The organism is Allobosea sp. OK403 (assembly GCF_900113835.1).
Classification (GTDB): domain Bacteria; phylum Pseudomonadota; class Alphaproteobacteria; order Rhizobiales; family Beijerinckiaceae; genus Allobosea.
The window spans coordinates 50,162-64,425 of the sequence record NZ_FOQV01000011.1 but is presented as its reverse complement, the minus strand read 5'-3'; the positions used below and the strand labels follow the sequence as shown (position 1 = coordinate 64,425).

12 protein-coding genes are annotated in these 14,264 nt (G+C 66.9%); 8 read left to right on the top strand and 4 right to left on the bottom strand.

The window, feature by feature from the left end; translation table 11 throughout:
• Positions 1 to 103 precede the first annotated feature (103 nt).
• Positions 104 to 469 carry a PilZ domain-containing protein gene (locus tag BMZ97_RS25640; protein WP_092176596.1) on the top strand — a complete coding sequence of 122 codons (366 nt, stop codon included), beginning with the start codon at positions 104 to 106 and terminating at the stop codon, positions 467 to 469.
• Between the two features lie 103 nt (positions 470 to 572).
• On the top strand, positions 573 to 890 hold the full coding sequence (locus BMZ97_RS25635) for a PilZ domain-containing protein (protein ID WP_175525741.1): 318 nt from the start codon (positions 573 to 575) through the stop codon (positions 888 to 890).
• On the opposite strand, the gene BMZ97_RS25630 is transcribed toward BMZ97_RS25635, so the two are convergent.
• Positions 891 to 2,135, bottom strand: a complete 1,245-nt coding sequence (locus BMZ97_RS25630) for a flavin-dependent oxidoreductase (protein WP_092176591.1) — start codon at positions 2,133 to 2,135, stop codon at positions 891 to 893.
• A 169-nt stretch (positions 2,136 to 2,304) separates the two neighbouring features.
• On the opposite strand from BMZ97_RS25630, the gene BMZ97_RS25625 reads away from it, so the two are divergent.
• The 4 genes from BMZ97_RS25625 to BMZ97_RS25610 all read left to right on the top strand — a co-directional run bounded on the left by BMZ97_RS25625 (position 2,305) and on the right by BMZ97_RS25610 (position 5,368).
• Positions 2,305 to 2,697 (top strand): HU family DNA-binding protein, encoded by a 393-nt coding sequence (locus BMZ97_RS25625; RefSeq protein ID WP_348272132.1) that lies wholly within the window; start codon positions 2,305 to 2,307, stop codon positions 2,695 to 2,697.
• Between the two features lie 414 nt (positions 2,698 to 3,111).
• Positions 3,112 to 4,287: a vWA domain-containing protein gene (locus BMZ97_RS25620; RefSeq protein WP_092176586.1), complete on the top strand. Its 1,176-nt coding sequence runs from the start codon at positions 3,112 to 3,114 to the stop codon at positions 4,285 to 4,287.
• A gap of 92 nt (positions 4,288 to 4,379) precedes the next feature.
• Positions 4,380 to 4,652, top strand: coding sequence for a BrnA antitoxin family protein (locus tag BMZ97_RS25615; RefSeq protein ID WP_092176583.1), 273 nt, complete (start codon positions 4,380 to 4,382; stop codon positions 4,650 to 4,652).
• 113 nt (positions 4,653 to 4,765) lie between these two features.
• Positions 4,766 to 5,368 (top strand): hypothetical protein, encoded by a 603-nt coding sequence (locus BMZ97_RS25610; RefSeq protein WP_092176580.1) that lies wholly within the window; start codon positions 4,766 to 4,768, stop codon positions 5,366 to 5,368.
• A gap of 3 nt (positions 5,369 to 5,371) precedes the next feature.
• Here BMZ97_RS25610 and BMZ97_RS25605 read toward each other — a convergent pair whose 3' ends face one another.
• The gene (locus BMZ97_RS25605) at positions 5,372 to 5,794 is read right to left on the bottom strand and encodes a universal stress protein (protein ID WP_092176578.1); all 423 of its coding nucleotides are present in this window, start codon (positions 5,792 to 5,794) and stop codon (positions 5,372 to 5,374) included.
• Between the two features lie 225 nt (positions 5,795 to 6,019).
• Here BMZ97_RS25605 and BMZ97_RS25600 point away from each other — a divergent pair, with 225 nt between their 5' ends.
• Positions 6,020 to 7,258: an MFS transporter gene (locus BMZ97_RS25600; RefSeq protein ID WP_210188331.1), complete on the top strand. Its 1,239-nt coding sequence runs from the start codon at positions 6,020 to 6,022 to the stop codon at positions 7,256 to 7,258.
• A gap of 9 nt (positions 7,259 to 7,267) precedes the next feature.
• Here the strand turns inward: BMZ97_RS25600 and BMZ97_RS25595 are convergent, their stop codons facing one another.
• Positions 7,268 to 7,588, bottom strand: a complete 321-nt coding sequence (locus BMZ97_RS25595; RefSeq protein WP_092176838.1) for a 2Fe-2S iron-sulfur cluster-binding protein — start codon at positions 7,586 to 7,588, stop codon at positions 7,268 to 7,270.
• Positions 7,589 to 7,804: 216 nt separating this feature from the next.
• Positions 7,805 to 8,143, bottom strand: a complete 339-nt coding sequence (locus BMZ97_RS25590) for an Hpt domain-containing protein (protein WP_092176573.1) — start codon at positions 8,141 to 8,143, stop codon at positions 7,805 to 7,807.
• Between the two features lie 267 nt (positions 8,144 to 8,410).
• On the opposite strand from BMZ97_RS25590, the gene BMZ97_RS25585 reads away from it, so the two are divergent.
• Positions 8,411 to 14,212: an apolipoprotein A-IV repeat region-like domain-containing protein gene (locus BMZ97_RS25585; RefSeq protein ID WP_092176570.1), complete on the top strand. Its 5,802-nt coding sequence runs from the start codon at positions 8,411 to 8,413 to the stop codon at positions 14,210 to 14,212.
• Positions 14,213 to 14,264: the final 52 nt, after the last annotated feature.

Below are 14,264 nucleotides of genomic sequence, written 5' to 3'. Positions count from 1 at the left end.
TTAAGGTTAAGCAAAGCTTAAGGCTGCGCCTCGTTGCGGCTTCCGCCATAATCGCGTCCAGGTTGCAATACGCAACGACGACGCGACTGGATCAGAGCCTGCGATGACGACCACGGAACGCCGGAAGAACCCGCGCCTGCGCACCCTGCTGGGCGGCACGGTCTGCTTCAACCAGCGGCGCTCGACGCTGGATTGCCTCGTCCGCAACCTGTCCGACGAGGGCGCACTGCTCCTGCTCTCCGACGCTGTGGCGCTGCCCGGCGCGTTCGATCTCGACATTGCCCAGCGTCAACGCTCCTACAACGCCCGGGTGCGCTGGCGCGATGGCGGGCGCATCGGCATCGCCTTCGAGGCGCAGCCCGAAGGCCAGGGTGTGGTGCCGCTCGACATGGCGCGCCGGCTGAAGATGTACGAGCAGGACAATGCCCGCCTCAAGAGCCGCATCCGCCAGCTCACCGAAGCCGGCTGAACCGGATCAGGCGCGTTTCAGCAGCTGTTCGCGCAATGCTCTCGACTTTTGGAAGCGATCACGAGCCGGCGATATCTGGCTCGTCCGCGAAGGGAACCGCGCCATGACACTTGAACGTCGTCAAACGCCGCGCAGCCGGGTCCATCGTGGCGCGAGCGTCGTCTTCAACGGCCGTCAGTCGGTGCTCGACTGCACCCTGCGCAACTGGTCGGACACCGGCGCGCTGGTCCGCATGAGCGACTGGATCGCGCTGCCGAGAACATTCGAGATCGATATCGCCAGCGGGGACGAGAGCCTCCGCGTCCGGCAATGCTGGCGTCGCGGAGACGATGTCGGCGTCGCCTTCCTGACGCCGGGGGAGTGCCAGCCGGTCGCGCCGATTTCGCTCGACGCCATGCGAAAGCGGCGTCAGTTCGGCTGATCAGGCGCGCTTTAGCAGCTGTTCGGCGGCAAAGCCGGCCTTCCCGGCATAGGATTTCACGATCGCCTCGCGCTTGGCGTAGCTCAGCACGCGCTCGACATCATCGAAGCCATTGGGCGCCAGAGCCTCGACGGCATCGATGACGCGCTCTGGGCCGCCGACCCGGTTCATCGCCACGATCTCGGCGGTGGCGGGCAGGCGCACCGCCTCATAGGCGGCGAGCGCATGGCGCGGATGCTCGGCACGAACCAGCAGATCGGCGAGGCAGCGCGCATCGAGGATCGCCTGCGAGGCGCCGTTCGAGCCGACCGGATACATCGGATGGGCGGCGTCGCCGAGCAGCGTGACGCGGCCATGGGTCCAGCGCGGCAGCGGGTCGCGATCGCACATCGGATAGTCCCAGAAGCCGGGCGAGGCCTGGATCAGCGCCATGATATCGACGCCGGGCACGCTGAAGCGGCGCGCGAAGGGCAGCACATCCTCGAGCCGACCGGGCTTCGACCAAGCCTCCTTCGGCGGCGGCTTGGTCGGGTCGCCGGTACGGATATTGACGACCCAGTTGGTCAGGCGCGTCTGCGGCGTCGCGCCTGATGCAATCGGGTAGAGCACCAGCTTCCCCGCCATGCCGCCGGCGATGATCATGCTCTCGCCATCGAGAAAGAGCGGCCAGTCGCAGGCGCCGCGCCACATCTGCACGCCATTCCAGCGCGGCGGCCCCTGATCGGGGAAATAATGGCCGCGCACGGCCGAGTGGATGCCGTCGGCGGCAATCAGGATATCGGCGCGGGCGGTCTCGCCGCCCTCGCCGCGCCGGGAATCTGCGAAATGGGCGGTGACGCCGCCCTCATCCTGCGAGAAGCCCTGCAGGCGGCGGCCGGTGCGCAGCGCGTCCGGGCCGAGCCGTGCCACCACCGCATCGCGGATCACGCCCTGCAGGCGGCCGCGATGGATCGAGAATTGCGGCACCGGTGCGCCGGCATGCAGGCCGCGCAATTCGCGCCAGACGGTCTGGCCGAAGCGGTTCATGTAGACCAGCTCGCGCGTGCGGATGGCCACGGCGTCGAGAGCGGGCAGCAGCCCAAGCTCGGCGAGCTCGCGAATGGCGTGCGGCAGGGTGTTGATGCCGACGCCGACCTCGCGGATCTCCCCGGACTGCTCGTAGACGGTCGGCTTGAAGCCCCGCGCATGCAGCATGAGCGCCAGCGTCAAACCACCGATCCCGCCCCCGACGATGATCACTTTCATGCCTGCCCGCCCCTGCCCGTCGAATTATTTTAAGCTTGAAATAACCAGCCCTGTTTTGTCAATCGCGCCACTGCCGCGCCGGAATCGTACGACATTAGCCGCACGGAAAGCGGAACGAAGCGGATTTCTGTGCGTATCTACGGCCGCAGCTGTCGTCTTTCGATTTTAGCTGTGCCAACTGGCGCCTTCGCGCGCCGCAAATTGCGGGAGCAACGATCCGTGGGAGCAACCCCGTACGAACGCTCGGCCTTGCGCGACGCTGTACAACCCCCTTCTCAAGGAGGAATTCATGACCAAGAATGAACTGATCGCCGCCATCGCCGAAGAGACCGGCAAGACCAAGACCGACGTCTCGGCCGTCCTGGCCTCACTGGGCGCGGTCGTCGCCAAGACCCTGAAGTCCGGCGACGACGTCACGCTGGGCGGAGTTGGCAAGCTCTCGGCCGCCAAGCGCGAGGCCCGCGAGGCCCGCAACCCCTCGACCGGCGCGATGATCAAGGTTCCGGCCAAGACGGTCGTCAAGTTCAAGGTGACCAAGGATCTCGCTGACGCCGTCGCGTAATCCCAAAAATCGAGAGTATTGCTCACGCGAAAAACCGGTACCCGGTTTTTCGCGCAATGCTCTGCTCGTTGCCCTCCCCGTCATCCCGGACAAGCGGCGCAGCCGCCTGAGCCCGGGATGACGGCGGAGGGAACGGTGCTAGCCGCTGCGTGAGACCTTCCCGTCATTGCGAGCGCAGCGAAGCAATCCAGGAGGGCTCGCTCTACGTCTCCTGGTTTGCTTCGCTGCGCTCGCAATGACGATGGAGCAGCGGCCAGGTCGCGGCCAAAATATCAAACGGCCGCCCCTCACCCTGCCCTCTCCTCACGGCAAGGGTTCCCCGCGCCATCTGAAATCATCCGGCTCTGAAACGACCACAGCAGGATGTGCGCAAGAGCGGCTTGACCGCAGGCCCTGGCCCCGCACATTAGCCTGATGTTCCTCCGCCTGTTCACAGAGCTGCGCGCCAACAAGGTTCCCGTCACGCTGCGGGAGTACCTGGCGCTGCTGGAAGGCGTCGAGGCCGACCTCGCCGAGCACCGCGTCGAGGAATTCTACTACCTCGCCCGGACCTGCCTGGTGAAGGATGAGCGCCATCTCGACCGCTTCGATCAGGTCTTCGCCCAGGTCTTCAAGGGTATGGAGACGCTGGGCCAGGCCATCGAGCAGGCCGGCATCCCCGAGGAGTGGCTGCGCAAGCTCGCCGAGAAATACCTCACCGACGAAGAGAAGGCGCAGCTCGAGGCGCTCGGCTGGGAGAAGCTCTGGGAGACGCTGAAGCAGCGGCTCGCCGAGCAGAAGGGCCGACATCAGGGCGGCTCGAAATGGATCGGCACCGCCGGCACCTCGCCCTATGGCGCCTATGGCTACAATCCCGAAGGCGTGCGCATCGGCCAGGACAAGAACCGCAATTTCCGGGCGGTGAAGGTCTGGGACAAGCGCGAGTTCAAGGATTTCGACGACACCCGCGAGCTTGGCGTGCGCAATCTGCGCATCGCGCTGCGCCGCCTGCGCAAATTTGCCCGCACCGGCGCGGCCGAGGAGCTTGACCTCGACTCGACGATCTCCGAGACCGCGCGGCACGGCTATCTCGACGTGAAATTGCGGCCCGAGCGGCGCAACGCCGTGAAGGTGCTGCTCTTCCTCGATGTCGGCGGCTCGATGGACTGGCATGTCGAACTGGCCGAGGAGCTGTTTTCCGCGGCCCGCGCCGAATTCAAGCATTTCGAGCATTTCTACTTCCACAACTGCCCCTATGAGCGGGTCTGGCGCGAGAATCGCCGCCGGTACGATCAGGTCATTCCGACCTGGGACATCCTGCGGACCTATCCGGCCGATTACCGCGTCGTCTTCGTCGGCGACGCCTCGATGAGCCCCTATGAGATCGCGATGCCGGGCGGCTCGGTCGAGCATTGGAACGAGGAGGCGGGCCAGGTCTGGATGGAACGATTGACGGGACGGTTCCAGAAATCGGTCTGGCTCAACCCGGTACAGCAGCATCTCTGGGGCTATACCCAGTCGATCCGCCAGATCGGCGGGCTGATGGCCGGTCGCATGTTTCCGCTGACGCTGGACGGGCTGGATGGGGCGATGAAGGTGCTGGCGCGCTAGCTGGAATGGTCAGGTTCCGGCATTCGATCGCCGGTCGAGCTTGATCCGCGTTGTTTCCGCTCGCGACATGAATCATGGGGAGCGCAGGCATTATGGGCAAGACGTTTAAGCCGATCCCGACCTTTCAGAGCGAGGCTGAAGAGCGCGCTTTCTGGGAGACCCATGATTCCACCGATTATGTCGACTGGACCAAGGCTGTCTCCGTCCGGTTTCCGAATCTGAAGCCATCCTCCACGTCGATTTCGATCCGGCTACCCAATGCGCTGCTTGAAAGTATCAAGATAGCCGCCAACAAGCGGGACGTCCCCTATCAGTCGCTGATGAAGATCTGGCTGTCAGAGAAAATGGACGCCTCCAAAGGGTGAGATGCGAAAGCGCTCGTCATCCTCGTCTGATCTCGATCGCTTTGGCTGAGCAGATCAATCGCGGATTCCATGACCGGCGACAAGCGTCCGCTAAGCCGCTAAGGCTCGCCGCCATGCAGTCTCACCCCGACCACGACACCCCTCCCCCGGTCTGGCGCCAGCGCCCGAAGCCGATCGGCTTCGAGATCGCCTACAGGCTCGACGGCGACACGCTGGAGATCGACACCACCCGCAAGGTCGATCGCGTCAGGCTGGCGGCCATCGAGCAGATCCGCTTCTTCTACGCGCCCGGCAATATCAGTTCGAAGGGCTACAGGACGCAGCTGCGCCTCAGCGACGGCAAGAGCATCACCTTCGGCAACCTGTCCTGGCGCTCGCTGACCGATGTCGAGCGTGACGATGCCGGCTACCACGCCTTCGTCGCGGCGCTCGCACGCGAGGTCCAGCGCGCCAACCCCAAGGCCAGCTTCGTCGCCGGCAAGCCCTTCGCGCTCTGGCTGGCGCTTGCCCTCGTCGGCGGACTGTCCCTGCTGATGCTGGCCTATTTCACCGCGCGCGCCTTCCAGCAGGGCGCTTATGCGGCCGGCTGGCTCGGAGTGGTGCTGGCGGCAGCCTCGTATTGGCAGGTGGGACCGATGATCAGGCTGAACCGGCCGCGCGACCTGACGAGCGGCGAGGTGCCCGACGAACTGGTGCCGGGTCGCGTCCAGGCGTGAAGCCTACCGCACGACCAGGACAGAGCATTTCGCCCGCCTGACGATGGTCGAGGCGTTGGAGCCGATGACATAGGCCAAGATGCCGGGCTCATGCGAGCCGATGACGATCAGATCGGCTCCGCTGGCGTCGGCCTCGGCCAGCACTTCGCCATGGACGGAGCCGACCAGCACCTTGGCCGAGACCCTCTCAGGCGGCAGCGGGATGGCGGCGGCAATGGCTGCAAGCTTCGCCTCGGCGTCGCTCTGTTGCTCGGAATCGAAATCGGCCGGCACGAATTCCATATAGGTGATCGGCACGAGCGACCGGACGTAGACCAGCCTGACGGTGCCGCCGGAGGTTTCGGCGAAGGCGACAGCCGCAGCGATCGCGGGATCGGCCAAATCGGCCTCGGCGAGATCGACAGGAACCAGAATCGATTTGTACATCGCATCCTCCTGGCTGTTGGCGTCGTGACGTCCTGCTTTCGCAAGAGCATCATACCACGATCCGCGGCGAACCACGCATGTGCATGGACGCCATGACGGAACGGAATTGACGCTCCCACGCCTGGCCCTAAGAGTACCGCGGCGCGCCAGCTGCAGCTTGCGAAGCCAGCAATGGCGCCTCCCGCCGCTCCTCTTGCCAGCTGTTCCTCTTTGCCAGGCCCTCCGATGACCGACGCTCCTTCCACCCCGCGCGGCTTCAGGATGCTCCTGCAGTCCCCAACAGCCTTCCTGATGGTGCTGGCCTTTGTGAACTGGCTCGGCTTTGCCAGCTGGAACGCCCTGATCAATAATTTCTCCAAGGAAGCCGCCGGCTTCACCGGCCAGGATATCGGCATCCTGCAGTCGGTGCGCGAGATTCCGGGCTTCCTCGCCTTCACCGCCATCATCCTGTTCTGGATCATGCGCGAGCAGATGCTGGCCTATCTCAGCCTCGTGACGCTCGGCATCGGCATCGCCATCACCGGCTTCCATCCGACGCTGGGAGGCCTGCTGCTGACCACGACGGTGATGTCGCTCGGCTTCCACTATTACGAGACCTCGCAGCAATCGCTCCAGCTCCAGCTCCTGCCGAAAGCGGAGGCGCCGCGGCTGCTCGGCAAGGTCGCCGGCGCGTCTGCGATGGCGCAGCTCCTCGCCTTCGGGTCGATCGCCGTGGTCTGGCGGGTTTTCCAGCCGGGCTATGTCGCCGTCTTCATGGTCGCGGGCCTCGCCACGGCGACGTTGGCGCTGGCGGTCTGGCTGCTGTTTCCGCGCTTTCAGGGCACGGTTCCGCAGAACAAGGGCTTCGTGCTGCGCAAGCGCTACTGGCTCTATTATGCACTGACCTTCATGTCGGGCGCACGCCGGCAGATCTTCATGGCGTTCGGCGGCTTCCTGCTGGTCGAACGCTTCGGCTACGATGTCTCGGCCACGGCGACGCTGCTGCTGGCGACCTATGGCATCAACACCTTCATGGGGCCGATGCTCGGCAAGCTCATCGGGCGGGTTGGCGAGCGCGCCACGATCCAGATGGAGAATGTCTCGCTGGTCGCGGTCTTCGTCGGCTATGCGCTGGCAAGCCGCGGGCATTTCGCCGAACTGGGTTATATCGTCGCCGGCTCTCTCTTCGTCATCGACGGCATCTTCACCACGCTGATGCTGGCCCAGCGAACCTATTTCCAGAAGATCGCCGATCCCGCCGACATCGCGCCGACCTCGGCGGTCGCCTTCACCATCAACCACATCGCGGCGGTCTTCCTGCCGGTGACCTTCGGGCTGATCTGGATCTACGATCCGGCGATCGTCTTCATCATCGGCGCAGGCGTCGCGACCGTGTCGCTCTCGCTCGCCTTCCTCGTGCCGCGCCATCCCGCGCCTGGCAACGAGACCTTGATGGCGCGGGCCGTTCCCGTCGCCGCGGAATGAGCCGAAGAGTCAGCCCTGCCGGGCCGGCGTACGGACGATCAATCCGTCGAGATCGTCCTTGACCCTGATCTGGCAGGACAGCCGCGAGGTCGGGCGCACGTCGAAGGCGAAATCGAGCATGTCCTCCTCCATCGATTCCGGGTGGCCCGTCTTGGCGGCCCAGGCGTCGTCGACATAGACATGGCAGGTGGCGCAGGCGCAGGCGCCGCCGCATTCGGCCTCGATGCCTGGAATGCCGTTGCGCACGGCGACTTCCATCACGGTGGAGCCGGTCTCGCCCTCGACGGTCCGGCTTTCCCCTTGAGCGTCGATGAAGGTGATCTTGGGCATCATGAACTCCGGCGGGCGAATGACGCGCTCCGCTTAGAGCATTTCCAATCGTCGAGGAAAGGACTTTTCCAACGGGAGCGGAAAGGAGCCGGAGCGTTTTCGAGCGAAGTGGGCACCGGTTCGCGTGAAGAAAACGCTTAAAAATTTAAGCCGGAGCGGTTGAACGATCCAATCGGATCGCAAACGGCTCTGGCGCCACTCAGGATTTGGCGCCGCTCAGGCCGCGCAATCGAGCCGCGAGATCGCGGCGCGCGCCTCCGCGGCGGCCAGGGCCAGCGCGTCCATCGCCGTTTCCGTCCGGCGAGAATCCGGCTCGGCCAAATGCTGCTCGATCGCGTCGGCCGCATCGGCGACCTGCCAGGCTCCGATGGCGCGGGCCGCGCCCTTCAGGGTGTGGGCTGCGTCCATCCGGGTCTGGGCGTCGGCGCCGGCATGGATGGTGCGCAGATGGCGGACGCATTGCTGCGCGAAGAGGGCGAGAAGCTCGCGCTCCAGCGCATGATCGCCGCCGCTCTGTCGGGCGAGATGAACAAGATCGATGGCGGTCTGGGGCATTTCAGGCTCGAGGCGATGACGTTTGGAGAGCCGCAGATGCGGCGGTTCTAGGCATTAACAAGCGCCATCATAGTGAACGAGGCGTTAACGACGTTTGTGAATCAGCCACTCAAATGGGTTTCCATCACCAGGTGCGTCCACTACCCTTCACAACTGGTAAATGATGGGCGCAGTGTCCTTCCGTAGCGAGAGAGCCAGAGGCGGCTCTCAATCGCGGCGAAGGCACGAGCGGGCGCCCATCGGCAGTGGCGTAGCGAGGCGGCAAGCATGACCCGGCAAAAAAAGCTCCAAGACCCGACCGAGGCCGCGATGTCGGCGATCGAGGAGGCGCTGCGGCTGGACCAGCCGAAAGACGACGCCGAGACCGGCACGGCAGCCGAGCCCAAGCTGCCCATGACTGCCGATACTGATCTGAAGATCGAGCTTCCCCGCGTCGAAGCCGCTGCGCCCGCCCAGCCGCAGCAGGCTGCACCTGCGCCGCCATCGACGCAGCGCCCGCTGATCGCGCCCGATACGAGCCGCGTCGCCAATGACGACAGGCGCGATTCGAGCTCGCTGGTCCAGGCCTTCTCCGCCCGCCCCTCCTTGCGTCCCTACTGGTTTGCTGCGCTCGCCTCGCTCGGCTGGCTCGGCGGCGCCTTCTTCCTGCTGGTCAGCCGCTACGGCACCCTCTCCAACGGCCTCTCCGAGCGTCTCACCGCCTTCGGTATCGGCGAGTGGACGCTGCTGGCGCTCTTCGCCGGCGCGCCCGTGATCTTCTTCTTCGTCCTGGCGGCGCTATACCGGCGCACCCAGGAGATGCGCCTCGTCTCGCGCGCCATGACCGAAGTCGCCCTGCGGCTGGCCGAGCCCGAGATCGTCGGCGCCGATTCCATCCTCTCGCTCAGCCAGACTATCCGCCGCGAAGTCGCCGCGATGGGTGACGGCATCGAGCGCGCCGTCGCGCGCGCCGGCGAGCTGGAGACGATCGTGCGCGGCGAGATCGCCACGCTGGAACGCGCCTATGCCGATAACGAGATCCGGCTGCGCTCGCTGATCGACGAACTCGTGACGCAGCGCGAAGCGGTCGTCGGCAATGCCGAGCGTGTGAAATTCGCCATCAGCGGCGCCCATGAGAGCCTGTCCAAGGACCTCGACAACGCCAGCCGCGTCATCGCCGAGGCCGTCACCCAGGCCGGCGACAGGGTCACCGGCTCGCTTGGCGAAAAGGGCGACCAGATCACGCTGGCGCTGGGACGCGCCGGCGAACGCATGGTCGACGAGATCAGCGGCCGCGGCAACGACCTCGTCGAGCGCCTGCAGATCACCTCCGGCGAGGTCAGCGAGCGGCTGGCTGGAGCCAGCGACAACCTGTCGACGCTGCTCGATGGCCGTGCCCAGGAGATCGCGACCTCGCTGGAACGCACCGGCGCCATCCTCACCGAGGGCCTGACCACGGGCGCCAAGGACGTGACCCGCGCCATCAGCGAGACCGGCACGCAGGTCGTCGATTCGCTGGCCCAGCGCGCCGAGACCGTCAACGAGACGCTGCGCCTCACCGGCGAGGGCCTCGCCAAGGAAATCTCCACCCGCGGCGCCGATGTCGCCGAGCGTTTCGAAACCTCCAGCCGCGGCATGATCGCGCTGATCGAGGGGCAGAGCGAGGCGCTGGGCGCCAAGCTCGCGGAAACCGGCGAAACCTTGCGCGCCTCGCTCTCCGAGGAGGGCGAGAGCGTCACGACGCGTCTTGCCGAGGTCGGACGCGGCGTCCACGGCCTGCTCAGCCGCCAGAACGAACATATCGCCTCGCGCCTGCTCGAGATCGGCGAGAGCGTGAACAGCCTGATCGGCACCCAGGGCGAGACCCTGGTGACGCGCCTGAACGACACGGCACGGACGGTCGACGACGTGCTGCGCGAGCGCAGCGACGCCATCATCCTGCGCGTCGACGAGGCCGGAAAGTCGATCGGCGAGACCGTCAGCCGCCATGGCCAGGACCTGACCTCGCGTATCACCGAGGTCGGCGCCTCCGTCCACGGGCTCTTCACCGAACAGGGCGGCAACCTGGTGACGCGCCTGGCGGAAACCGGCGAGACCGTCCACGCATTGCTCGACGGCCAGGCGGACAAGCTGGTCTCGCGCGTTTCGGGCGCCGGCAATGAGGCCGTCAGGCTGCTCGATGGCCATAGCGAGGCCCTGGTCTCGCGCGTTTCAGGCGCCGGCAACGAGGCCGTCAGGCTGCTCGATGGCCATAGCGAGACCTTGGTCTCGCGCGTCACCGGTGCAGGCCAGGAGGTGCAGGGACTGCTCGCGGCTCAAAGCGAGACCCTGGTCTCGCGCGTCACTGGCGCAGGCCAGGAGGTGCATGGGCTGCTCGCGGCTCAAAGCGAAGCCCTGGTCTCGCTTGTGTCCGGCGCGGGCAAGGATGTCGTCGCGCTGATGAACGAGCAGAGCGACGCTCTCGTCACGCGCGTCTCCAATGCCGGCGGCGAGACCGCCAGGCTGCTCGACAGCCGCAGCGAAGCGCTCGTATCGCGCGTTTCCGGCGCGGGACAGGATGTCGACAGCCTGCTCGAGGCGCGCACCCAGTTCCTCGTCTCGCGGCTCGGACAGGCCACGCAGGAGATCGACGTCCTTGTCGGCAAGCATGGCGACGCACTGGTCGAGCGCCTCGGCCTGGCGGGCGAGCAGCTTCACGGCCTGATCGGCACGCAGAGCGCCGCCCTGATCTCGGGCCTGTCGGAGACGGGCTCGCGCGTCAGCGCGCTGCTCGACGAGCAGGCTGGCGCGATGACCGTCAAGGTTTCGCAGGCCGGGCTTGAGATCAAGGACCTGCTCGGCAATGAGAGCCAGGCCCTGGTGATGCGCATCACCGATGTCGGCCGCTCCGTGCATGGCGTGCTGGCCGAGCGCAGCAGCGCCCTGATCACCAGGCTCGGTGAGACCGGCGATTCCGTGAACCGCCAGCTCGACGAGCAGGCGGCGGCGCTGACTGAACGTGTCAAGCAGGCGACCGACGGCGCTCGTGCCGCGCTCGATGAGCAGCAGAACGGCTTCCTCACCAGACTGGGCGAGACCGGCGACCAGGTCGGCGCGCTCCTGGGCGGGCAGCGTGAGGCGATGGTCCGCGATCTCGTCGCGACCGGCCGCGAGGTCCACGGCCTGCTCGGCGAGCAGAGCGAGGATCTGGCCCGCCGCATGACGGACGCCACCCGCACCTTGACCGAGACCATCAATGTCGACGGTCGCCATGTTGCCGAGCGTGTCACCGAGGCCACGCAAACCCTGCGCGACACCTTCACCATCCATGCCGAGGATGCCCGGACCCTGCTCGCCGGCACCGGCCGCGAGATCGTGCTGGCCCTCACGCAGCAGGGTGGACGCGTCAACGAGGCGCTCGCCGCCAACGCCGAATCGATGCTGCGCTCGGTCGAAAGCCGCTCGCAGGCGCTCAATGAGGCGCTCGCCGGCAAGCATGACGCGCTGATCCAGCTCTTCGACGCGCAGGGCCGCGAGATCACGGACGGTCTCGGCGCACGGCTCGCAGCCTTCGAGGATATCGTGCTCAACCAGGGCGGCGCGCTTGCCTCAAGGCTCGCCGACAATGCCCGCGGCTTCACCGACACCGTGACCACGCGCCTCGCCCAGGTCGAGCGCCTGCTCACCCAGGAGGGCCAGGCGCTCGCCGACAAGGTCGGGGCGCGCTCCAACGAGGCCTCCGAGCTCCTGGCGGCGCGGACGACCGAGGCCGCCCAGGCGATGGAACTCCAGATCCGGGTCTTCGAGGAGCGCTCCAGCGCCAAGAGCGCCGAGATCGGGCAGTCGCTCGACGGGCTGATCGCGCGGATCGACGGCAATCTCGGTTCGCGGGCGACCGCGCTCAACGAGGCGCTGGTCGAGCGCACCGTCGATATCGCGCGCGTGCTTGCCGAGGGCGGCCGCGAGGTCACCCGCGCGCTCGCGGCCAAGGCAGACGAGATCGGCGAGGTCGTGACCTCCAAGAGCGAGTCGCTGACGCGCACGCTCAGCGACAAGGCCGATGCTATCAATGCGACGCTGGGCGGCCGCGCCCTGCAGATCGCCGATACGCTCGACCAGAGCGTGGCGCGCTTCGAGGAGCGGGTCGTCAACCGTCTCGACACCGTCTCGGGCACGCTCGACGTCCGCAGCCGCGAATTCGCCGACACGCTGCAGACCAAGTCGGACGCGATCACGGCCGCGCTCGGCACCCGCGCCGACGAATTGCGCGTCATGTTCGACGAGACCGGCGGCGGCATGCTCGGCGCGCTGAGCCAGCGCGGCGAGGCCATCGCCGGCGAAGTCGCCAATGTCGGCCAGACCGTGGTGCGCGCCATCGAGAGCCGCGGCACCTCGATCATCGAGGGGCTGCGCGATCGCGGCGCCGAGATCACGAGCGCGCTCGACGCCTCGTCCAGCGGCCTGCGCGAGACGCTGGAATCCGGCACGCGCCAGTCGGTCGACACGCTCGTCAGCACCAATGAGCAGCTGCGCGACGAACTCGGCGGCATGCTGGGACGCCTCGGCGAGGCCAACAAGCTGATGCAGCAGATCGTGACCGGGGCGAACAAGAACCTCGGCGCCGTCGAAGGCAGCCTCTCGGCCCGCGTCGGCGAATTGCAGAGCGTTGTCGCCACGGTGATGGAGGAGACCGGGCGCGCTTCCGAGCAGGTCGCGGCCCAGGTCTCCGAACTGAAGACCTTCTCCGAGGGCACGCTGCGGCAGACCACCGCGCTCGTCGGCCAGCTCGATGACAAGGGCGCCTCGCTGACCGAGGCGACGCAGGCGAGCGCTGCCGCGCTTCACGCCGTCGCGACACGGCTGGAGCAGGTCGAGGCCCGCGTCGGCAAGGCCCTCTCCGATCGCAAGGACACGCTGGAGGAGCTGCATGGGCTGATTGCCACCCGCACCGACGACGTGGAATCGATCACGCGCTCCTTTGCCGCCCTGATCGACGATTCGCTGAACTCGGCCGAGGCGCGCGCGCGCCAGATCGGCGGCGTGCTGAGCGACTCGGCCGAAGCCACAGCCACCGCGCTGACGCAGCAGTTCGAGCTGATCCGCGCCACGACCGGCAAGGAGCGCGAACGCACCGCCCATGCGCTGCGCTCGGCTTATGAGCAGGTCACCAACGAGGTCGGCGGCGAGCTCGCCAAGGTGACCGAACGCTTCCAGGGCGCGGCCCAGGACATGCGCTCCGTCACAGCCGACATCAAGCGCGAGCTGGAAGCGACGCGCGCCGAGCTCTCGCGCGGTGTGCTGGATCTGCCCCGCGAGACGCAGGAATCGACCGCCGCCATGCGCCGCGTCGTCTCCGAGCAGATCAAGGCGCTGAACGAGCTGACCGAGATCGTCACCAAATCGGGTCGGCGCAACGACGTCACCCTCCCCGCCGAGGCTCCAGCCCGTCGCGCCGCCCCGGTGCAGACGGTGACGGCGCCGGCCTATACGACCGTGACGCAGACACGCCTGCCCGCGGTCAGCGAGCCGCCGCAATTGCGGCCTTCCTTCGACGCGGCGCCCCAGCAGCCTGCCCGCAGCGAAGCGCGGGTCGAGGCTCCCAAGCCGACACCGGTGCCCCGCCCCGCCCCTGCCGAGGAGGCGCCGCGACGCAGCGCGGCGCCGCAGCCGGAGGTCCAGCCGCCGGCGAAGGCGGGCTGGCTCTCCGACCTGCTCAACCGCGCCTCGCGCGAGGAGCAGCCCAGCGAGGCCAGCAAGCCGACCGCGCATTCGATCGAGAAGCTCGATTCGCTCTCCGTCGACATCGCCCGGATGATCGACCACGAAGCGGCTGTCGAGTTGTGGGACCGCTACAAGCGCGGCGAGCGCAACGTCTTCACGCGCCGGCTCTACACGTTGCAGGGCCAGCAGACCTTCGACGAGATCCGGCGCAAATACCGCCGCGACACCGAGTTCAAGGAGACGGTCGACCGCTATATCGACGAGTTCGAGCGCCTGCTCGGCGAGGCGGCCAAGGACGATCGCGACTCGATGGTGGCCAAGACCTACCTGACCTCCGAGACGGGCAAGGTCTACACGATGCTGGCGCATGCCAGCGGACGCTTCGAGTAAGCGCGAGCGGACGGACGAAAGCCAAAGGCCGCCCCGGGGGGCGGCCTTTTTC

Excerpts from the sequence above, each read along its gene's own strand:
- BMZ97_RS25605 (WP_092176578.1), bottom strand. The coding sequence starts at position 5,794 with ATGTACAAATCGATTCTGGTTCCTGTCGATCTCGCCGAGGCCGATTTG.
- BMZ97_RS25640 (WP_092176596.1), top strand. The coding sequence starts at position 104 with ATGACGACCACGGAACGCCGGAAGAACCCGCGCCTGCGCACCCTGCTG.
- BMZ97_RS25620 (WP_092176586.1), top strand. The coding sequence starts at position 3,112 with ATGTTCCTCCGCCTGTTCACAGAGCTGCGCGCCAACAAGGTTCCCGTC.
- BMZ97_RS25590 (WP_092176573.1), bottom strand. The coding sequence starts at position 8,143 with ATGCCCCAGACCGCCATCGATCTTGTTCATCTCGCCCGACAGAGCGGC.
- BMZ97_RS25630 (WP_092176591.1), bottom strand. The coding sequence starts at position 2,135 with ATGAAAGTGATCATCGTCGGGGGCGGGATCGGTGGTTTGACGCTGGCG.
- BMZ97_RS25615 (WP_092176583.1), top strand. The coding sequence starts at position 4,380 with ATGGGCAAGACGTTTAAGCCGATCCCGACCTTTCAGAGCGAGGCTGAA.
- BMZ97_RS25585 (WP_092176570.1), top strand. The coding sequence starts at position 8,411 with ATGACCCGGCAAAAAAAGCTCCAAGACCCGACCGAGGCCGCGATGTCG.
- BMZ97_RS25610 (WP_092176580.1), top strand. The coding sequence starts at position 4,766 with ATGCAGTCTCACCCCGACCACGACACCCCTCCCCCGGTCTGGCGCCAG.
- BMZ97_RS25600 (WP_210188331.1), top strand. The coding sequence starts at position 6,020 with ATGACCGACGCTCCTTCCACCCCGCGCGGCTTCAGGATGCTCCTGCAG.
- BMZ97_RS25595 (WP_092176838.1), bottom strand. The coding sequence starts at position 7,588 with ATGCCCAAGATCACCTTCATCGACGCTCAAGGGGAAAGCCGGACCGTC.
- BMZ97_RS25635 (WP_175525741.1), top strand. The coding sequence starts at position 573 with ATGACACTTGAACGTCGTCAAACGCCGCGCAGCCGGGTCCATCGTGGC.